Below are 20,078 nucleotides of genomic sequence, written 5' to 3'. Positions count from 1 at the left end.
GGAGCGGGAGACGAGTCTCGAACTCGCGACCTCAACCTTGGCAAGGTTGCGCTCTACCAACTGAGCTACTCCCGCATGGGTCCTGCATCTGCAGCGCTTTGCCGCTCAACACGCTGCCAGAAAAAATCTGGAGCGGGAGACGAGTCTCGAACTCGCGACCTCAACCTTGGCAAGGTTGCGCTCTACCAACTGAGCTACTCCCGCGCATTGCTGCACTACTGCTTCCCCGTCACACACTTACTTCGTCGTGCAGCGGAGAAGCGAGATTATGTCGAAGGCGCATTCGTATGTCAAGGGCTTTTCCAGCCCTTTTTCCAAAAACCTGCGTCGCCGACTCCGCGATGCACGTCACGCGCCCCCGCGCTCGCGGATCTGCGGCCATGCGAGCTTCATGTAGTACAGCATCGACCAGATCGTCAGCACCGCCGCAAGATACATCAGCCACTCGCCCCACACGCGCGTGTCGATCGTCGCGATGCCGAGCGGCAGCGGGCCGTAGTAAAGCAGCATCGGAATCGCGACCATCTGGCACGCGGTCTTGAACTTGCCGAGCTGATTCACCGCGACGCTCTTCGACGCGCCGATCTGTGCCATCCACTCGCGCAGCGCCGAGATCGCGATCTCGCGCCCGACGATCACGAGCGCGATCGCCGCATCGACCCGCGCGATCTGCACCAGGATCAGCAACGCGGCCGTCACCATCAGCTTGTCCGCGACCGGATCGAGGAATGCGCCGAACGACGACGTCTGGTTCCACTTCCGCGCGAGAAAGCCGTCGAACCAGTCGGTCAGCGCGGCGAGGATGAAAATCGCCGCCGCCGCGAGGTTGCGGTGCGCGCCGCCCATCACCGTGTCCGGCAGATAGAACACGCCGACGACGAGCGGGATCAGCACGATCCGGACCCACGTCAGGAAAATCGGGAAATTGAACGGCATGGCTTGCGGGTCAGTAAAGGATTCGCAATTGTGCCGTGTCGATCGGCCTGCCACAAGAACGCGGGTAACGCGCGCTCGCGGGCACAAGCAACCGGTCGCACGGCCGCGTCAATGAAGCTGCTTGTAGATCTGCTCGGCGAGCGCGTGCGAGATGCCGTCGACGCTCGCCAGTTCCTCGACGCTGGCCGCGACGACACCGCGCAGCCCGCCGAACCGCGCGAGCAGCCGCTGGCGGCGCTTCGCGCCGACGCCTTCGAGTTCCTCGAGCCGCGACGTCTGGCGAGCCTTCGCCCGCTTCGCGCGCATCCCGGTGATCGCGAAGCGGTGCGCCTCGTCGCGGATCTGCGCGACGAGCATCAGCGCGGCGCTCTCCTTGCCGAGCTCGAGCGGCGTGCGGCCGTCCGCGAACACCAGCGTCTCGAGGCCGACCTTGCGCCCCTCGCCCTTCGCGACGCCGACCAGCATCGACGTGTCGAGCCCGAGCTCGGTGAACACCTGCCGCGCGATCTCGACCTGCCCCTTGCCGCCGTCGATCAGCACGATGTTCGGCAGCAGGCTCGATGCCTCGGCCGCGCGCGTCGATTCGCCATCGATGCCGGCGGCGGCGTCGGCGGCCGCTGCCTGCGCGGCCTGCTCGACCATCTTCTCGTAGCGGCGCGTCAGCACCTGCCGCATCGCCGCGTAATCGTCGCCGGGCGTGATGCCGGTGATGTTGTAGCGCCGGTACTCGCCCGACTGCATCTTGTGATGGTGATAGACGACGCAGGACCCCTGCGTCGCCTCGCCCATCGTATGGCTGATGTCGAAACACTCGATGCGCAGCGTCGCGAGATCGTCGCATTCGAGGCCGAGCGTCTCCGCCAGCGCGCGCGTGCGCGCCTGCTGCGAGCCCTGCTCGGACAACAGCCGCGCGAGCGCAAGCCGTGCATTCTGTTCGGCCATCGACAGCCACGCGCGCCGCTGCCCTTGCGGCTGCCGCACCAGCGACACCTTGTGACCGGCCTGCTCCGACAGCAGCTCGAGCAGGTCGCGGCTTGCCGGCGCGTGGCTCACGACCAGCACCGGCGGCACGCGGTTGCCGAGATAGTGCTGCGCGATGAACGCGTCGAGCACCTCGGCCTCGACCGATGCACCGGCGTCGCGCGCGGCCGGCGCCTCTTCCGCGGGCCGGTCGGGCAGCGCCGTAGCGCTCGCGTCGGCCGCGTCGGCCGCGTCCGCACCGTCCGCACCGTCCGCATCGTCCGTCGCGTCGGCGTCGTCGCCGAGCCCGCCTTCGGCCAGCGTCAGCGCGCTTTCGACGTGCGTCGGAAAATAAGCCTTGTCGCCAAGATGCCGGCCGCCGCGCACCATTGCCAGGTTCACGCACACGCGTCCGCCCTGCGCGACGACGGCCAGGATGTCGACGTCGCTGTCGCTGCCGACCTCGATCGCCTGCTGGTGCAGCACCGTCGCGAGCGAGCTCATCTGGTTGCGCACGGCCGCCGCCTGCTCGAACTTCAGCTCGGCCGCGAACGCATGCATTTTCTGCTCGAGCTCCTTCATCACCTCCGACTGCCGGCCGAGCAGGAAGCGCGCGGCGTTCGACACGTCGACCGCGTAGTCGTCCTCGGAAATCGCGCCGACGCACGGCGCCGTGCAGCGGCCGATCTGATGCAGCAGGCACGGCCGCGTGCGGTTGTTGAAAACCGAGTCCTCGCAGGTGCGCAACTGGAACACGCGCTGCAGGATCTGAATGCTTTCGCGCACGGCCCACGCGCTCGGGAACGGCCCGAAATACTGGTTCTGCTTGTCGACCGAGCCGCGGTAGTACGCCATGCGCGGAAAGCGGTGCGCGGTGAGTTTCAGGTACGGATACGACTTGTCGTCGCGAAACAGGATGTTATAGCGCGGCGCGAGTGCCTTGATCAGGTTGTTCTCGAGCAGCAGCGCCTCGGCCTCCGAGCGCGTGACGGTCGTCTCGATGCGTGCGATGCGCGTGACCATCATCGCGATGCGCGGCGACAGCTGCGTTTTCGTGAAATAACTCGACACGCGCTTTTTCAGGTCGCGGGCCTTGCCGACGTAAAGCACGGCGCCCGCCGCATCGTAGTAGCGGTAGACGCCCGGCATGTGCGGCAACTGCGCGAGGATCTTCTTCGGTTCGAACGGGAGGTCGGCGGCTTCTGGGGATGTCATGCGTGATCCGGGCGCCTTGTGGCGCGGAACGGGTCCATTAGAATCGCCAGTTTAGAGCATTCACCGGCCCGCTTCGATGCCCAGCACCACCCCTGCCTCCGTCGCCTCCCCCGCCCGGCTCGCGCCCGGCGAACCGATCGCGTGCGATCTCTTCTGCACCGTAATCGACAACTTCGGCGACATCGGCGTGTGCTGGCGCCTCGCGCGGCAGCTCGCGCGCGAGCACGGCTGGCAGGTGCGCCTCTTCATCGACGATTTGCGCACGTTCGCGCGGCTGCAACCGGCGCTCGATCCCGATGCGGCGCGGCAGACGGTCGACGGGCTCGTGATCGAGCACTGGCATGCGGAAGTGGGCGACGCGCTCGAGATCGCCGACGTCGTGATCGAAGCGTTCGCGTGCGAGCTGCCCGGCGCGTATCTGGCGGCGATGGCCCGCCGCGCACGCCGCCCCGTGTGGATCAACCTCGAATACCTGAGCGCGGAGGACTGGGTCGCCGATTTCCATCTGCGCCCGTCGCCGCATCCGCGCTATCCGCTGCTGAAGACGTTCTTCTTCCCCGGCCTGTCGGCCGGCACCGGCGGCGTGCTGAAGGAGCACGACCTCGACGCGCGCCGCACCGCGTTCGAAGCCGACGCGGCGGCACGCGCAGCATGGTGGCAGCGGGCAACGGGCGGCGCGCCGCCCGCGCCCGGCACGACGATCGTCAGCCTGTTCGCGTACGAGAATCCAGCCGTCGGCGCGCTGCTCGCGCAGTGGCGCGACAGCCCGTCCCCCGTGGTCGCGCTCGTGCCGGCCGGACGCGTGTCGCCGGCGATCGCGCGCTTTTTCGGGGTCGAGTCGTTCGGCGCCGGCGCCCATGCGACGGCCGGCAACCTGACCGCACACGGCCTCGCGTTCGTCCCGCAGGCCGACTACGATGCGCTGCTGTGGGTCGCGGACGTCAATTTCGTGCGCGGCGAAGATTCGTTCGTCCGCGCGCAGTGGGCGCGCAAGCCGTTCGTATGGCACATCTACCCGCAAGCCGACGATGCGCACCTGCCGAAGCTCGACGCCGCGCTCGCGCATCTGACGGCCGGGCTCGACGCCGCCCCGCGCGCGGCGCTCGAGCGCTTCTGGCACGCATGGAACGGTGCCGGCACGCCGGACTGGGCGGATTTGCTGCAGCACCGCGCCGCGCTCGACGCCAACGCGGCGCGCTGGGCGGATGCGCTCGCGCGCGTGGGCGATCTCGCCGGAAAGCTGGCGGAATACGCAAAAACTCAGTTAAAATAAGCGGTTATCCGACGGCTGACCACGCAAGCGCTCGCGTTTGAGCTTGGGGCGCCCACCGGAACGCACCCCCGCTTGCGCCGTCAGCCGTTGCGCCCCGCTCAGGCACCTTATTTATTTGATTGGATCAGGACAGTTTTTTATGAAGACCGCACAGGAACTCCGCGTAGGCAACGTCGTGCAGATCGGCAGCGACGCATGGGTCATCGCGAAGACGGAATACAACAAGTCGGGCCGTAACGCCGCCGTCGTGAAGATGAAGATGAAGAACCTGCTGACGAACGCAGGCCAGGAATCGGTCTACAAGGCCGACGACAAGTTCGACGTCGTCGTGCTCGACCGCAAGGAAGTGACGTACTCGTACTTCGCCGACCCGATGTACGTGTTCATGGACGCCGACTACAACCAGTACGAAGTCGAAGCGGAAATGATGGGCGAAGCGCTGAACTACCTCGAAGACGGCATGGCGTGCGAAGTCGTGTTCTACAACGAGAAGGCGATCTCGGTCGAACTGCCGACGATCCTCGTTCGCGAGATCACCTACACGGAACCGGCCGTCAAGGGCGACACGTCGTCGGGCAAGGTGCTGAAGAGCGCGAAGCTCGCAACGGGCTTCGAACTGCAAGTGCCGCTGTTCTGCAATACCGGCGACAAGATCGAAATCGATACGCGTACCAACGAATACCGCAGCCGCGCGTAACCGCCAGCTGTTTCCGTATCGAACAAAGCGCCCTTCGGGGCGCTTTTTGTTTGTCCGGCGCCAACAGCAGCACGCTTCGGTGTCATGCCGAACACAAAATCCAGCACTAAAGGTATTCAATTTGTATCATCGGTAACTGTTTTATAGCGACAGAGAAATAATGCGCGTCAGGCGTTCAGCGGGGCATAAAATCGGTTTTTAATCTGACATGCGGCTGCGGCCGGCCTCCGTGGCCGACAGCTCGCCTCTTTTGACTCGACTCGCGTCCACCATGCCACACGCCCTGATTGTCGAAGACGATCCCAATAGTCTGTCCGGCCTGACCGCGCTGCTCGCCGCAGACGGCTTCTCCGTCGACACGGCCACGTCGCTCGCCGAGGCGCGCACGGCGCTCGGCCGCTCGATTCCCGACGTCGTCCTCGTCGATCTGAACCTGCCGGACGGCAGCGGGTTCGATCTGCTCCAGCATCTGCCGCAGCAGCAGCCGAACGGCTCGCTGCCGGTGATCGTGCTGACGGGCAACGCGACCGTCGAAAGCGCGATCGAAGGCCTGCGTCACGGCATCTGGGACTACCTGTTGAAGCCGATCAACATTCCGCGCCTGCGCAGCCTGCTGGCCCGGATTCCGCGTCCCTACGAACTGATCGACGAAGTGCAGACGCTGCGCGCGTCGCTGCGCCATCTCGGCCGCTTCGGCGCGCTGGTCGGCCGCAGCGAGGCGATGCAGCACGTGTACGACATGATCGAACACAACGCACGCACCGAAACGGCCGTGCTGTTCTCGGGCGAAGCCGGCACCGGCAAGAAGCTGGCCGCGCGCACGCTGCACGACCTGAGCCGGCGCCGCAAGGGGCCGTTCGTGTCGTTCGACTGCCGGACGATCGCGCAAGCCGGCCGTCACGGCGCGTCGCTCGACAGCGTGCTGTTCGGCCATGAGCGCGGTGCGTTCGAAGGCGCGGAGCGGCGCGAATCGGGCCTGTTCGAACAGGCCGGCGGCGGCACGCTGTTCCTCGACGAAATCACCGCGCTGCCGCTCGTGCTGCAGGAAGCGCTGCTGCATGCGCTCGACTCGCAGAACTTCATGCGGATCGGCGGCACCAGTTCGATCGCGAGCGATTTCCGGCTGATCGCGGCCACGCGCCGGCCGGCCCGCGAAGCGGTCGCGAACGGCACGCTGCGCGAGGATTTGTGGCTGCGCCTCGATGCGGCGTCGATTACGATGCCGCCGCTGCGCGAACGCGACGGCGATGCGCTCGCCATCGCGGACGCGCTGATCGACGAACTGAACCGCGAAGCGCGTGCGACCGGCCGCAGCACGACCGACAAGCGCGCGGCACCCGGCTTCGTGCGCGAATGTTTGTCGTACGAATGGCCCGGCAACGTGCGCGAACTTCAGGAGCGCGTGCGCTTCGCGTACGACGCATCCGGCGATTTCATCGAGACGCTGCGCGCCGGCGAAGCGAGCTTCGCAGCCGGTGCCGCGCTGAACGGCAGCAGCGTGCAGATCAAGGTCGGCACGCCGTTGTCCGACGTCGAGGATCTGCTGATCCGCGCGACGCTCGACGCGGTCGGCGGCACGCGCCATCGCGCGGCGACGCTGCTCGGCATCAGCCCGAAGACGCTGTACAACAAGCTGCAGCGGATGAAGGTCAACTGAACGGCCGGTGCTCGTTCGGGCGCTGCCGGGATTTGACGGTCAGCTGCATGACCGCACGTCGCGACCCGCATCCGCCGCCAATGAAAAAGCCGCGCACCAGCGCGGCTTTTCGTTTTAGGCAGACGGAACGGCGCGGCTTCGCGCCGCCCTGCCTTTGTCACGCGAGTGCGCTCTTCAACAGCGCCTGCGCGCGCGCATATTCGGGCTGCGCGATCAGCTTGTCCCACTTGAGCGCCTTGCCGCGCGCGCGCATCCGTTTGATGCGCCGCACCGACTCGGCCGACGCCCGCGCGTTCAGTTCGTTGAGCACGACCTCGGCCGCGTCCGGCTGGTTGCACACGAGCACCATGTCGCAACCGGCGGCGAGCGCCGCGTCGGCCGCCTGCGTGAGCGTGCCGCCTTCGCGTGCCGCTTCCATCGACAGGTCGTCGCTGAAGATCGCGCCGGTGAAGCCCAATCGCCCGCGCAGGATGTCCTGCAGCCACACGCGCGAGAAACCGGCCGGCCGCTTGTCGACCTGCGTATAGATCACGTGCGCGGGAATAACCGCCGACAGCGACAGGCCGAGCCAGTCGTACGGCGCGACGTCCTGCTCGAGGATCGCGTCGAGCGGCCGGTCGTCGGTCGGCAGCGCGACGTGCGAATCGGCTTCCGCGAAGCCGTGCCCCGGAAAATGCTTGCCGCAGTTTGCCATGCCCGCAAGCGACAGCCCATGGTTCAGGCTCTTCGCGAGCAGCGTGACGACGCGCGGATCGCGATGGAACGCACGATCGCCGATCACCTTCGAATGCCCGTAGTCGAGATCGAGCACCGGCGTGAAGCTCATGTCGAACCCGCACGCACGCAGCTCGGCAGCCAGGATGTAGCCGACCGCGGTCGCGACCTTGGTCGCGAGCAGCACGTCGCGATCCCACAGCTCACCGAGGCGGCGCATCGCCGGCAGCACGGTGAAACCGTCGGTGCGGAACCGCTGCACGCGGCCGCCTTCGTGATCGACGGCGATCAGGATGTCGTCGCGCACCGCGCGGATCGAATCGGTCAGCGCGGTCAGTTGCGCGCGGTCCTGGAAATGCCGCGCGAACAGGATCACGCCGCCGGTGTTCGGATGCGCAAGGCGCCGCGCATCGTCGCGCGACAGGGTCGTGCCGACGACGTCGAGCATGACCGGGCCGGGAGTCGTTTTCATCGAATCGGGAAGTCCGTCAGGAAAGGGTTCGGGGAACGAGTGCGGGCACGGGCGGCGGCGCGGCATCGGTCTCGGCGACCACGAACGACACCGCGTAGTCGCGTTCGTCGCTGACCGTCACGCGTGCGGTGATGCCGCGCGCGGCGAGCCAGTCGGCCAGCTCGCCCGACGCGACGACGTACGGTTCGCCGCTGCGCTGGTTGAGGGTCTGCAGCGCGCGCCACGTCATCGGCCAGTGCATGCCGAGCCCGATCGCCTTCGAGAACGCCTCCTTTGCGGAGAAGCGCGTCGCGAGAAACGCGATGCCGCGCGCCTCGGAGCGCGCGCGGCGCGCATGGAACACGCGCAGCTCGTCGGGGCCGAGCACTTTCTCGGCGAACCGGCCGCCCGTGCGCTCGAGCACGGCCGCGATGCGGCTCACCTGGACGACGTCCGTGCCGATACCGTAGATCGCCATGTCAGCACCTGCCGCGATCGACGGACGATGCCGGATCGCGATCGAACTGCGTGCGCCCGCGCTGCATCGTCAACGTGCCCCGCCATGCAACGCGGCCACGCGTGCGGCCACCATGATCGCCTTCATCTCGCGCACCGCGTTGTCCCAGCCCGCGAAGATCGCGTGCGCGACGATCGCGTGGCCGATGTTCAGCTCGACGATGCCGTCGATCGCGGCAATCTGCTGCACGTTCGTGTAATGCAGCCCGTGACCTGCGTTGACCTTCAGGCCGAGTTGCGCGCCCGCCTGCACGCCCGCGACGATGCGTTCGTATTCGCGCTGCTGCTCGGCCTCGTCGTGCGCATCGGCGTAGCGGCCGGTATGCAGTTCGATCACCGGCGCACCCGCTTCGTGCGCGGCGCGGATCTGCGTTTCGTCCGGATCGATGAACAGCGACACGCGCACGCCGGCGTCGGCGAGCTGCTTGCATGCCGCGCGCACGGCCTCGAAGCGGCCGGCGACGTCGAGGCCGCCTTCGGTCGTCAGTTCCTCGCGCTTCTCGGGCACGAGGCACGCGTCGTGCGGACGCACGTCGCACGCGATGTCGAGCATCTCGGCCGTCACCGCGCATTCGAGGTTCATCCGCGTCTTCAACAGCGGACGCAGCTGGCGCACGTCGCCGTCGACGATGTGGCGACGGTCCTCGCGCAGGTGCAGCGTGATCACGTCGGCGCCGGCCTCTTCGGCGGCGAGCGCCGCGCGGATCGGATCGGGATAGGCCGTGCCGCGCGCGTTGCGCAGCGTCGCGACGTGGTCGATGTTCACGCCGAGGTCGATGGCGGTGGGCGTTGTCAGGAAGAAGCTCATAGGTTTTGCAGGTCGATCAGGATCTGACGCGTGGCAAGCGGCGTACCGCCGAGATAGGTGTTCAGCAGGAAGCGCATCAGCGTCTTGCTTTGCGCGACCGTCTGGGCTCGATGGTAATCGTCCTGCTCCATGTCGAGCAACGTCTGACCGGTGATCACCGGCCAGTGCGACGGCACGTCGTCGTCGGCATTGCGCACGCCGCGCTCGGGATCGAACACGTAGCTGCGATCGGGTTCGACCGCGCGGCGCGCGACCGTGCGGGTCAGCGCCATCGCATAGCCGGTCTCGCGCAGCAGCACGCGCTCGAACGAGCGCAGCACCTGCACGGCCGGTTCGCCGTGCGCGAGGCGCGTGAGCGTCAGCACGTAATGGTTGAAGAGCGGCGGCTGCGGATCCTCGCGCGCGCAGAATTTCACCAGCAGCTCGTTCGCGTAGAAGCCGCACAGCAAGCCATCGCCGCCGAGCGGCAGCATCCCGCCGACCCACTCGGCACCCGTCAGCGTGCGCACTTCGGATTTGCCCGACCACGACAGCAGCAACGGCTGGAACGTCTGCAGCACGCCCCGCAGCGCGGAGTGCGGGCGCTTCGCGCCCTTCGCAACGAGCGCGAGGCGGCCGTGATCGCGCGTGAGCACGTCGATGATCAGGCTCGTCTCACGGTACGGATAGCTGTGCAGCACGAACGCCGGCTGCTCGGTCACGCGGAAATCGGACGTGCGAGACGTCGCGCGCCGCGCATTGCGACGCGGCGGTTCGGGCGGTGCAGGCAACGGCGCGTCGTTCGCGCCGGCCGTCACCGCGTCTTCGGTCGACGTCAGCGCGTCATTCGTACCCATAGGCGCGCAGCCCCGCCTCGTTGTCGGCCCAGCCGCTCTTCACCTTCACGAAGGTTTCGAGATACACGGGGCCGTCGAACAGCTTTTCCATGTCCATTCGCGCTTCGGTACTGATCTGCTTGAGCTTCTCGCCCTTCTTGCCGATCACCATCGCCTTGTGCGAATCGCGCTCGACGAGAATCGTCGCGAAGATGCGCTTCAGGCGGCCTTCCTCTTCGAACTTGTCGATCAGGACCGTGCTCGTGTACGGCAGTTCGTCGCCGGTCCAGCGGAACACCTTCTCGCGCAGGATTTCGGCCGCGAGGAAACGCGAGCTGCGATCGGTCAGCTCGTCCTCGCCGTAGATCGGCTCGCCTTCCGGCAGGTATGGCTTGATCGTATCGAGCAGACGCTTGATGTCTTCCGGACGCTGCGCCGACAGCGGCACGAGCTCGGTGAACTCGCGCAGCCCGCTCATCTGCTGCATGAACGGGAACAGCGATGCCTTGTCGGCCACGCGGTCGATCTTGTTCGCGATCAGCAGCGTCGGCATGCCGGGCGGGATCAGGTCGAGCACCTTCTGGTCGTCGGGCCCGAAGCGGCCGGCCTCGATCACGAACAGGATCACGTCGACCGACGTGAGCGTCGACGTGACCGCGCGGTTCAGCGAGCGGTTCAGCGCGGTGCTGTGACGCGTCTGGAAGCCGGGTGTGTCGACGAACACGAATTGCGCGTCGTCGAACGTGTTGATGCCGGTGATGCGATGGCGGGTCGTCTGCGCCTTGCGCGACGTGATGCTGATCTTCTGGCCGACGAGTGCGTTCATCAACGTCGACTTGCCGACGTTCGGACGGCCCACGATCGCGATCATGCCGCAGCGGAAACCGGTAGGAGCGGGAGTGTTCATATCGTTTGGGAGACAGGTTCGGAAACGGCCGCGCGGCGCGCGGCACGATCGATGGGCAATTCAGTGGCCGGCATCGGCCGCGCGCGCGTGGGCGGCGGCGAGGCTTGCACCGCCGGCCGGCGTCTCGGTGTCGGGCGCCGCGGCGTCGCGGGCACGCTGTGCCGCACGCGACGCGGCCTCGGGGCCGGGAGCCGGCTTGTCGGCAGGCTGCGCGGCCGGATCGGTCGGCTGGGCCGCCGGCTTGTCGGCGGCACGCGGCGCGCCTTCCGCGGGCTTGTCGGCACGCTCGGCCGGCTTGTCGGCCGCGCGAGAGCCCGTTTCGTTACGATCGGACAGCTTTTCCAGCGGCTTTTCGGACGGCTTGTCGACAGGTTTGTCGGCCCCTGGCTTCGCGGGCCGCTCGACCTTGTCCGCGCCCGTTTCCACGTGCGCCGCGCGAATCGCGGCCATCGGCGCCTGGGCCGGCCGCTCGGCCGGCTCCGCGCCGGACGCCGCCTTCGCGTCGCGCGCCGCTGCCCGCTCCTTCCGTTCCGGAGAGCGCAGGTCGAGCGCTTCCTGCACGCCCTTCACGCCCGGCACGATTTCGGGCTCCGCATGCTTCGACCCGCGAGCGCTCTTCGAACGCTTCGGCTTCGCGGCCAGCATTGGCGCGGCCGCCAGCACCTCGTCGAGTGCCTTCTTCGCGGCGGCCTGCTCGGCCGCGCGGCGGCTCGCGCCGGAACCCGCCACCTTCACGTCGAGCTTCGGCACCGTGCATTCGACTTCGAACTGCTGATTGTGCGCCGCACCATGTGTCGCGACGACCGTATACGTCGGCAGCGCGATCTTGTGCCCCTGCAGGTATTCCTGCAGCAGCGTTTTCGCGTCCTTGCCGAGCGTGCGCGGATCGATGTGGTCGAGAATCGGGATATAGAGCCGCTTGATGACCCCTTGGGCGGCTTCGAAGCCGCCATCGAGGAACACGGCCCCGATGATGGCTTCGAATGCGTCCGCGAGGATCGACGGGCGGCGGAAGCCGCCGCTGCGCAACTCGCCTTCGCCCAGCCGCAACCCTTCGGAAATATTCAGGGCCTGAGCGATTTCATACAGCGACTGCTGCTTGACGAGGTTGGCGCGCACGCGCGACAGGTCGCCTTCGTCCAGCTTGCCGAAGCGCTGAAACAAAAGGGCTGCCACCGCGCAATTCAGAACGGAGTCGCCGAGAAACTCGAGTCGTTCGTTGTGCGTGGCGCTGTGACTGCGATGGGTCAAAGCCTGGCGCAACAATTCCGCATTGCGAAATTCGTAGCGCAGCCGGCTTTCCAACTGGGATAGGGGCATGTGCAGGAGTATAACGCGGGCGCCGGTCGGGCCGAAACGGCACAGCCGGACGCGAAAAGGCGTGACGAGACGGTGTTACCGCCGGTTCTTAAAGTAGTTCGGCAATACGCGACGCGGCCCGTGCGTCGCGTATTGCATGCGGTCGAAGGCGATCAGTTGAAGGAACCGATGCGCTTCAGGTCGCCGAAGTTCATCCAGATGAAGAACGCGCGGCCGACGATGTTCTTGTCCGGCACGAAACCCCAGTAGCGGCTGTCCGCGCTGTTGTCGCGGTTGTCGCCCATCATGAAGTAGTGACCGGGCGGCACCTTGCAGATCACGCCGCGGCTGTTGTACGTGCAATTGTCGCGATACGGGTAGTCGTACGCGCCCATCACGAACGGCGGCACGGCCGGATTGTTCAGGATCGCGTTCTTCTTCGTGCCGATCGTTTCCTCGAACTGCTTCGCGTAATTCTGGCGCTCGTCGTCGAAGTAATCGGGCAGCGGCGTTTCGGGCACCGGCTGGCCGTTGATCGTCAGTTGCTTGTCCTGGTAAGCAACCGTATCGCCCGGCAGGCCGATCACGCGCTTGATGTAGTCGACCGACTCGTCCTTCGGGTAGCGGAACACGACGACGTCGCCGCGCGACAGCGGGCTGCCCTGCGTGATCTTCGTGTTCGTGACCGGCAGGCGCAGGCCGTATTCGAACTTGTTGACGAGGATGAAATCGCCGACGAGCAGCGTCGGCACCATCGAGCCCGACGGAATCTTGAACGGCTCGACGATGAACGAACGCACGACGAACACCGCGAGGATCACCGGGAAGAAGCTTGCCGTGTACTCGAGCCACCACGGCTGGCGCAGTTTTTCGTCGCGCAGCTTCGAACGCGTCTGCACCGCGTTTTCGTCCGCGAAACGCTTGTCGATGCGCGACTGCTGGCGATCGAACTCCTCGATCGCCGCATCGGCCGCGTAGCGTCGCCGCGGCAGGAACACCAGTTTGTCCAACACCCACGCTACGCCCGTCACGACGACGAGCACAAAAAGAATCAGCGCAAAATTCATAAAAGGATCAGTCCTGTTATTTGTCTTCGACGCGCAAGATCGCGAGGAACGCCTCCTGCGGGATCTCGACCGAACCCACCTGCTTCATGCGTTTCTTACCTTCTTTCTGCTTTTCGAGCAGCTTCTTCTTTCGCGTGATGTCGCCGCCGTAGCACTTCGCGAGCACGTTCTTGCGCAGTGCCTTGATGTTCTCGCGCGCGACGATGTGCGCGCCGATCGCGGCCTGGATCGCCACGTCGTACATCTGGCGCGGGATGATTTCGCGCATCTTCGCAGCCACTTCACGGCCGCGATACTGCGACTGCGACCGGTGCACGATGATCGACAGCGCGTCGACCTTGTCGCCGTTGATCAGCATGTCGACCTTCACGACGTCCGACGTGCGGTACTCCTTGAACTCGTAGTCCATCGACGCGTAGCCGCGCGACACCGACTTCAGGCGATCGAAGAAGTCGAGCACGATTTCGGCCATCGGGATTTCGTACGTGAGCTGCACCTGACGGCCGTGATACTGCATGTTGATCTGCGAGCCGCGCTTCTGCTCGCACAGCGTGATCACCGAGCCGACGTAATCCTGCGGCATGTACAGGTTCACGGTGACGATCGGTTCGCGGATCTCGGCGATGCGCGCCGGCTCCGGCATCTTCGCCGGGTTCTCGACCATGATCGTCGAGCCGTCGCTCTGCACCACCTCATAGACGACCGTCGGTGCGGTCGTGATGAGATCCATGTCGAACTCGCGCTCGAGCCGCTCCTGCACGATTTCCATGTGCAGCAACCCGAGGAAGCCGCAGCGGAAACCGAAGCCGAGCGCCTGCGACACCTCCGGCTCGTACTGCAGCGACGCGTCGTTCAGCTTCAGCTTCTCGAGCGATTCGCGCAGCGCGTCGTACTGGTTCGCCTCGACCGGATAGAGGCCGGCAAACACCTGCGGCTTCACTTCCTTGAAGCCCGGCAGCGGCTCGGTCGCGGCCTTCGTCGCGTGCGTGACGGTGTCGCCGACCTTCGCGGCCGTCAGTTCCTTGATGCCGGCGATGATGAAGCCCACCTGCCCGGCCGACAGCGATTCGAGATTGCGCGACTTCGGCGTGAACACGCCGATGTGCTCGACCGGATACTGCGCGCCGGTCGCCATCATCTTGATCTTGTCCTTCGGACGCAGCGTGCCGTTGACGATGCGCACGAGCATCACGACGCCGACGTAGTTGTCGAACCACGAGTCGATGATCAGCGCTTGCAGCGGCGCGGCCGGATCGCCCTTCGGCGGCGGCACCTTCGCGATCAGCGCCTCGAGCACGTCCTCGACGCCGAGCCCCGTCTTCGCGCTGCAGCGCGTCGCGTCGGTCGCGTCGATGCCGATCACGTCCTCGATTTCCTCGATCGCGTTGTCGGGGTTCGCGGCCGGCAGGTCGATCTTGTTCAGCACCGGCACGACCTCGACGCCGAGCTCGATCGCCGTGTAGCAGTTCGCGACCGTCTGCGCCTCGACGCCCTGGCTCGCGTCGACCACGAGCAGCGCACCTTCGCACGCGGACAGCGAACGGCTGACTTCGTACGAGAAGTCGACGTGCCCCGGCGTATCGATCAGGTTCAGGTTGTAGACCTTGCCGTCGCGGGCGCGATAGGACAGTGCGGCCGTCTGCGCCTTGATCGTGATGCCGCGCTCGCGTTCGATGTCCATCGAGTCGAGCACCTGCGCTTCCATTTCACGGTCGGCGAGCCCGCCGCATACCTGGATGATGCGATCCGCGAGCGTCGACTTGCCATGGTCGATGTGCGCGATGATCGAGAAATTGCGAATATGATCCATTCAGTGCCGATCAAGCGAAAAAGGCGCGCTCGACGACTGCGGAGCACGCCTTGTAAGTCGGTGAAAAAACGGCTTATTTTAGCCGAAAAGGCCTTTGCCGGGCGGTAATTTGGGAGACCGGCAAGGGACGCCCGGCAACGGGGCCCGGTCGCGGGCCCTGTAACGTAGGCCGTTCAGGGCGCCCCGCTACGGGCGCCGTGCAGAAACACGCCGTCCGGCGCAGCCAACCGCCGCACGCCGCCGACGGGGCACGATCGATCGGCGCGCCGGCGCCGTTCAGCGCCCGGCTGCAAGGGCGCCGCGCACCCTCGCGTCGTCGAAGCGGTGGCGGCACACTTCCGCGCCGTCCAGCAGCAGCACCGGCACGTCCTCGTCATAGCGGGCGACGAGCGCCGGATCGGTGTCGATGTCGACGTAGTCGACCGCGACGCCGAATTCGGCCGCCACCGGCGCCAGCGCAGCGCGCATGTCGTCGCACAGATGGCACCAGCCGCGGCCGTAGAGCGTAAACATCGGCATGTTACTTCTGCGTCGGCCGCGGACGCACCGGCACGAACTGCGTGTTGTCGCCGCGCCGCACGAGCACCGCGACGGCCTTCTGCGGATCGAGCTGCGACGTCACTTCGGCGAACTGCTTCGCGCTCGTGATGTCGGTGTCGCCGACGCGCAGCACGATGTCGCCGCGCTGCAGCCCCGCACGCGCGGCCGGACCGTCGACGCCGTCGATCTGCACGCCGTTCTTCAGCTTCAGCGACTTCATCTGCTCCGCCGAAATGTCGCTGACCGTCAGGCCGAGCGAATTGGCCTGGCGCGGCTTCTGCGGCGCGTTCTTGCGCTGCTCGGCCTTCGCGGTCGTCTCCGTCGGCGTCTCGGCGATCGTGATCGGCAGATCGCGCGCCTGACCCTTGCGCCACACGCTGACGGTCGCCTTCGTGCCCGGCTTCGTGTCGCCGACCATGCGCGGCAGATCCGACGCGGCATCGACCGGGCGGCCGTTGAACTTCAGGATGATGTCGCCCGGCTGGATGCCCGCCTTGTCGGCCGGGCCGCCCGGTTCGACGCTGCTGACGAGCGCGCCTTCCGCCTTCGGCAGCCCGATCGAGTCGGCGACGTCCTTCGTCACCTCGCCGATCGCGACCGCGATGCGGCCGCGCGTGACCTTGCCGGTCGCCTTCAGCTGGTCGGCCACGCGCATCGCCTCGTCGATCGGGATCGCGAACGAAATGCCCATGAAACCGCCAGTGCGGCTGTAGATCTGCGAGTTGATGCCGATGACTTCGCCCTGCATGTTGATCAGCGGGCCGCCCGAGTTGCCGGGGTTCACCGCGACGTCGGTCTGAATGAACGGCAGGTAGTCGCCCGTGTTGCGGCTCTTCGAGCTGACGATGCCGGCCGTCACGGTGTTGTCGAGGCCGAACGGCGAGCCGATCGCGACGACCCATTCGCCGACCCGCACCTTGTTCGAATCGCCGATCGCGACGACCGGCAGATTGGACGCCTGGATCTTCACGACGGCCACGTCCGTGCGGTCGTCGACGCCGATCAGCTTCGCCTTGAATTCGCGCTTGTCGGTCAGCGTCACGTAGATGGTGTCGGCATCGTCGACGACGTGCGCGTTCGTCATCACGTAACCGTCCGCCGACACGATGAAGCCCGAGCCGACGCCGCGGTTCTGCTCGGTGTCGGGCGGATTGTCGGGCGCCGGCGCGTTCTTCGGGCCGCCGTTGCCGGGCGCCTGCGGCAGCGGGATGCCGAAGAAGCGCCGGAAGAATTCCGACATGTCGCCGTTGTCGAAGCCCGGCGGAAGCGCGCCGCGCGGGCCGGGCACCGGCACGTTCGCGGTGGTCCGGATGTTCACGACCGCGGGCCCGACCTTTTCGACCAGGTCGGCGAAATCGGGAAGGCTGGCAGCGGGAGGCGTGACAGCGGCCGCGGTTTGCGGGACGAGCGGCAGGCAGGCACACAGCGCCGCCGCCGCGAGCACTTTGCGCAGCGTGAGTTTCGTCATGTCGGAAGCCGTAGCGTTACTTGGAAGCCTTGTATTCTATGGCAGACGCGAACTGCTGCAACGTGGCCGGCGGCACTTCGCCGAGCACGGTGATCCAGTAGTCGCCGCGACGCTTCACGAGAACGTGGGTCGCACCGGTGCTGCCCGCGCCTTCCTTGCGCGTATTCTTTTCGGCCGGCTCGATGAACACGGAGATCGTCGCGAGGCCATCCGTGAAGACGGCCTGATCGACCGGAATCGGCGGATCGCCGGCGTCGCGCGCGGCCATCGGCCGGCGCACTTCGCGAATCTTCCGGAAGCCGGCGATGGTCGGTGCGATCTGCCAACCCTGCGCCTCCATGTCGACCGTCGCGACCGGCGGGCGGACGACCGTCCAGCCGCTCAGGTTGCGGATCCCGGCCGCGATCGCGGACTTGTCGCCGGCGGCGCCGCCCGTCTGCAGTTGCGAGAACGCGACCTGCTCGAGCACGTGATCGTTCGCGTCGAGCGTTTGCGACCGCAGCAGCAGCCCGGTGCGGGCATCGGCCCACAGCTTGTACGTGAAGCGGTACGCATCCTTCGGCACGAGTTCGACGACCTGCGCGTCGACGCCCGCGACGCGATCCTTGCCCAGCAGCTTCGCGTCATAGACGGACATCACGTGGTCGCCGCCCGCGCCGAGCAGCGCGGGAAACGAGTCGCGCGTCTGGCGACGTTCGACGACGCACAGCTTGCGCTCCGGCACGAACGTGTACAGCTCGTCGTTGTGCCGCAGTACCTTGCGCGGCTTGCCGTCGAGCGATTCGATCCGCTCGAACTCGCCGTCGCGGGACACCACGTGCGCGATGCGCGACGACTGCACGTATCCGCCACGCTGGTAGACGAACGTGCCCTCGTAGCTCTGCTGCTGCGCTGCCTGCTGGATACGGTCTAGCCATTCCGCTGCGCCCTTGCGGGTCGCGACGGGATCGTCCGGTTGCTGGGCGCTGGCTGGGAGGGATTGAACGGACAACAGGGCGGCTGCGCAAAGCAGGAGGGCCGGCAGCCGCTTCCATCCGGAGATGGCGTGATTCAACTGCAAAGTCCGCATCGGGTTTATTGGCCTGGCGTGGTGGTCACGGCAGCGCGGATCAGCGGCATCGAGCCCGTGACGACGGGCTGCTGCGCGAATTGCTGGTGCGCTTCAAGGTATTGGTCGAGACTCGCGTCGCGGATGATGTTGACGTCCTGCAGGCCCGGCTGGGCCGATGCCTGCGCAACCGTCACGCGCTGCAGGTTGCCGTTCTGCGGCGCGCCTGCCGACGCGACCTGGACGGCGCCCGGCGCACCGGCCGTCTGCATCTGCGGGACGACGATCCACGTCAGCGTGGCGGCTGCGGCAGCGACTGCGAACGCGGGCACGACGCGGCGGCGCAGCGACAGCAGCTTGCGCGCGACCGGCGCGGCGGCTGGTGCAAGCAGGTGCGGCTCACTTTCGAGCGCGGCCGACAAACGTGCGGTGAACGCGGCGCTGGTTGCCGGCGACAGCGCGAGCTCGTCCGAGCGCAGCGCATCGCCGATCAGGTGGTAATGGGCCCACGCAGCGCGATCCGCGCGGTCGAGCTCAGCCAGAAACTGCCCGTGATCCGGGCCGTCGAACAGTTCACCGTCGACCAGAGCGGAAAGGCGCTCGCCGCGCGAGCACGCCTGCGACTGCGTATTGACCGACCCCATGATGCTCCCCATCTTGCACACACCCCGTCGTGATTTCACGACTCTATCCGTAACTAGACCCCGACCCGCGTCGTTGCACCCGTCGCGCTTACCAGCGCTTGCCTTCGGGCGTATCGAGCAGCGGACGCAATTTCGCAGCGATCGCCTCGCGCGCCCGGAAGATCCGCGACCGGACCGTCCCGATCGGACAATCCATCATTTCCGCGATCTCTTCGTAGCTCAGGCCCTCGATCTCGCGCAGCGTGATCGCCTGACGCAGCTCTTCGGGCAGGACGGCCATTGCAGCGTTGACCGTCTCGGCAATCTGCTTGCTCATCAACATCGACTCAGGCGTGTTGATATCCCTTAGTTGGTCTGCGTCGGAGAAAGTTTCCGCTTCCTCGGCATCGGCCTCGGTGGAGGTCGGCGCCCGGCGGCCTTGCGTCGCAAGGTAGTTCTTCGCCGTATTGACGGCAATCCGGTACAACCACGTGTAGAACGCCGACTCGCCGCGAAATTGCGGCAGCGCACGATACGCCTTGATGAACGCGTCCTGGGCCACATCCTCGACCTCGGCGGGATCCCGCACGAGGCGCGAGATCAGCCGGATGATCTTGCGGTGGTATTTGGAGACCAGGAGTTCGAACGCTGCCTTGTCGCCTTTCTGTACGCGCTCGACCAGAGCCTGATCGATTTCTTTTTCACTCACCTGACAAATCCGTTAACTAGGGATGCAACGCGGAGCGTTATTGTAGCGTTCCGGCGGCGGCCGCTGGTTACGGTGCGTAACCACGCCGCCATCACGCCCGCCCCGCTGCGCCGGCGGTACGCGCCAGCACCGACAGCGCGCTGAACGACGCGGCGTCGAGCGCATCGGCCGGAATCAGCAGCGGCCGGGCGCGCCGGGCGCCCTGCCCGACCGACAGCACGAGCAGCAGGCTGCTCCAGTGTGCATGGCCGGTCACGCGGCCCCGGGCCAGCAGGCGCCCGGTGCGGCCAAACGCCGCAATCTCCCCGAACGCATCGATCTGCAGTTCGGCCGGCAGGCGGCGGGCGCAGGCCCGCACGGCGCACACGGCCAGCAGCGCGGCCGTGACCGCGGACACGCACGCGCCGGCTGCCGCACCGGCTCGCGGCGCCCAGAACAGGTACGCGGATGCGGCGGCTGCCGCGACGAATGCGGCCAGCACGACATACGACACGGCCGAGGTCCGCAACGCAAAGCGCTGCGGACGCCCGGCCGGAGCATCGAATGGACTCGTCAAGCGATTTCT

The 20,078-nt window shown here is 66.7% G+C and carries 19 protein-coding genes and 2 tRNA genes; 3 read left to right on the top strand and 18 right to left on the bottom strand.

Annotated elements, in window-relative coordinates:
• Positions 1–2: 2 nt before the first annotated feature.
• The 4 genes from BSE24067_RS26540 to uvrC form a co-directional block, all read right to left on the bottom strand.
• Positions 3–75, bottom strand: a tRNA-Gly gene (locus BSE24067_RS26540).
• A gap of 53 nt (positions 76–128) precedes the next feature.
• A tRNA-Gly gene (locus BSE24067_RS26535) sits at positions 129–204 on the bottom strand.
• A gap of 144 nt (positions 205–348) precedes the next feature.
• Positions 349–936 (bottom strand): CDP-diacylglycerol--glycerol-3-phosphate 3-phosphatidyltransferase, encoded by a 588-nt coding sequence (gene pgsA / locus BSE24067_RS26530; RefSeq protein WP_059447979.1) that lies wholly within the window; start codon positions 934–936, stop codon positions 349–351.
• A 108-nt stretch (positions 937–1,044) separates the two neighbouring features.
• A complete protein-coding gene (uvrC, locus tag BSE24067_RS26525; protein ID WP_151066470.1) occupies positions 1,045–3,111 on the bottom strand; it encodes an excinuclease ABC subunit UvrC in 2,067 nt (688 codons plus the stop codon).
• Between the two features lie 76 nt (positions 3,112–3,187).
• Between uvrC and earP the strand changes: the two genes are divergently transcribed.
• From earP to BSE24067_RS26510, 3 genes are all read left to right on the top strand, one after another.
• Positions 3,188–4,384 (top strand): elongation factor P maturation arginine rhamnosyltransferase EarP, encoded by a 1,197-nt coding sequence (gene earP, locus BSE24067_RS26520; RefSeq protein ID WP_151066469.1) that lies wholly within the window; start codon positions 3,188–3,190, stop codon positions 4,382–4,384.
• Between the two features lie 139 nt (positions 4,385–4,523).
• On the top strand, positions 4,524–5,081 hold the full coding sequence (gene efp / locus BSE24067_RS26515; RefSeq protein ID WP_151066468.1) for an elongation factor P: 558 nt from the start codon (positions 4,524–4,526) through the stop codon (positions 5,079–5,081).
• Positions 5,082–5,352: 271 nt separating this feature from the next.
• Positions 5,353–6,738 carry a sigma-54-dependent transcriptional regulator gene (locus BSE24067_RS26510; protein WP_151066467.1) on the top strand — a complete coding sequence of 462 codons (1,386 nt, stop codon included), beginning with the start codon at positions 5,353–5,355 and terminating at the stop codon, positions 6,736–6,738.
• A gap of 157 nt (positions 6,739–6,895) precedes the next feature.
• On the opposite strand, the gene nagZ is transcribed toward BSE24067_RS26510, so the two are convergent.
• From nagZ to BSE24067_RS26440, 14 genes are all read right to left on the bottom strand, one after another.
• Positions 6,896–7,924: a beta-N-acetylhexosaminidase gene (gene nagZ / locus BSE24067_RS26505; RefSeq protein WP_151066466.1), complete on the bottom strand. Its 1,029-nt coding sequence runs from the start codon at positions 7,922–7,924 to the stop codon at positions 6,896–6,898.
• Between the two features lie 16 nt (positions 7,925–7,940).
• Entirely contained in the window at positions 7,941–8,381 is a 441-nt protein-coding gene (gene acpS / locus BSE24067_RS26500; RefSeq protein WP_151066465.1) for a holo-ACP synthase, read from the bottom strand.
• Positions 8,382–8,450: 69 nt separating this feature from the next.
• The gene (gene pdxJ / locus BSE24067_RS26495) at positions 8,451–9,227 is read right to left on the bottom strand and encodes a pyridoxine 5'-phosphate synthase (protein WP_151066464.1); all 777 of its coding nucleotides are present in this window, start codon (positions 9,225–9,227) and stop codon (positions 8,451–8,453) included.
• Complete coding sequence (gene recO / locus BSE24067_RS26490; RefSeq protein WP_151066463.1) at positions 9,224–10,063, bottom strand: DNA repair protein RecO; 840 nt, start codon at positions 10,061–10,063, stop codon at positions 9,224–9,226. The genes pdxJ and recO overlap by 4 nt, the downstream gene beginning before the upstream one ends.
• Positions 10,050–10,949 carry a GTPase Era gene (gene era / locus BSE24067_RS26485; protein ID WP_040143767.1) on the bottom strand — a complete coding sequence of 300 codons (900 nt, stop codon included), beginning with the start codon at positions 10,947–10,949 and terminating at the stop codon, positions 10,050–10,052. Before era ends, recO begins: the two co-directional genes overlap by 14 nt.
• Positions 10,950–11,009: 60 nt before the next feature.
• On the bottom strand, positions 11,010–12,269 hold the full coding sequence (rnc, locus tag BSE24067_RS26480) for a ribonuclease III (protein ID WP_174904906.1): 1,260 nt from the start codon (positions 12,267–12,269) through the stop codon (positions 11,010–11,012).
• A gap of 152 nt (positions 12,270–12,421) precedes the next feature.
• Positions 12,422–13,315 carry a signal peptidase I gene (gene lepB, locus BSE24067_RS26475; protein ID WP_151065604.1) on the bottom strand — a complete coding sequence of 298 codons (894 nt, stop codon included), beginning with the start codon at positions 13,313–13,315 and terminating at the stop codon, positions 12,422–12,424.
• Between the two features lie 16 nt (positions 13,316–13,331).
• Entirely contained in the window at positions 13,332–15,125 is a 1,794-nt protein-coding gene (gene lepA, locus BSE24067_RS26470; RefSeq protein ID WP_151065603.1) for a translation elongation factor 4, read from the bottom strand.
• A 276-nt stretch (positions 15,126–15,401) separates the two neighbouring features.
• Positions 15,402–15,638, bottom strand: coding sequence for a glutaredoxin family protein (locus BSE24067_RS26465; RefSeq protein ID WP_151065607.1), 237 nt, complete (start codon positions 15,636–15,638; stop codon positions 15,402–15,404).
• A 7-nt stretch (positions 15,639–15,645) separates the two neighbouring features.
• Positions 15,646–17,133, bottom strand: a complete 1,488-nt coding sequence (locus tag BSE24067_RS26460) for a DegQ family serine endoprotease (RefSeq protein ID WP_151065602.1) — start codon at positions 17,131–17,133, stop codon at positions 15,646–15,648.
• A gap of 16 nt (positions 17,134–17,149) precedes the next feature.
• Entirely contained in the window at positions 17,150–18,202 is a 1,053-nt protein-coding gene (locus tag BSE24067_RS26455) for a MucB/RseB C-terminal domain-containing protein (RefSeq protein WP_151065601.1), read from the bottom strand.
• Between the two features lie 5 nt (positions 18,203–18,207).
• Positions 18,208–18,825 carry a sigma-E factor negative regulatory protein gene (locus tag BSE24067_RS26450; RefSeq protein WP_151065606.1) on the bottom strand — a complete coding sequence of 206 codons (618 nt, stop codon included), beginning with the start codon at positions 18,823–18,825 and terminating at the stop codon, positions 18,208–18,210.
• Between the two features lie 88 nt (positions 18,826–18,913).
• Complete coding sequence (gene rpoE, locus BSE24067_RS26445; protein WP_006752490.1) at positions 18,914–19,513, bottom strand: RNA polymerase sigma factor RpoE; 600 nt, start codon at positions 19,511–19,513, stop codon at positions 18,914–18,916.
• 91 nt (positions 19,514–19,604) lie between these two features.
• Positions 19,605–20,069: a hypothetical protein gene (locus tag BSE24067_RS26440; RefSeq protein WP_151065600.1), complete on the bottom strand. Its 465-nt coding sequence runs from the start codon at positions 20,067–20,069 to the stop codon at positions 19,605–19,607.
• Between the last annotated feature and the right edge of the window lie 9 nt (positions 20,070–20,078).

It is taken from the genome of Burkholderia latens, from assembly GCF_902499045.1.
Lineage (GTDB): Bacteria > Pseudomonadota > Gammaproteobacteria > Burkholderiales > Burkholderiaceae > Burkholderia > Burkholderia latens.
This window is presented reverse-complemented; position numbering and strand designations above follow the sequence as displayed.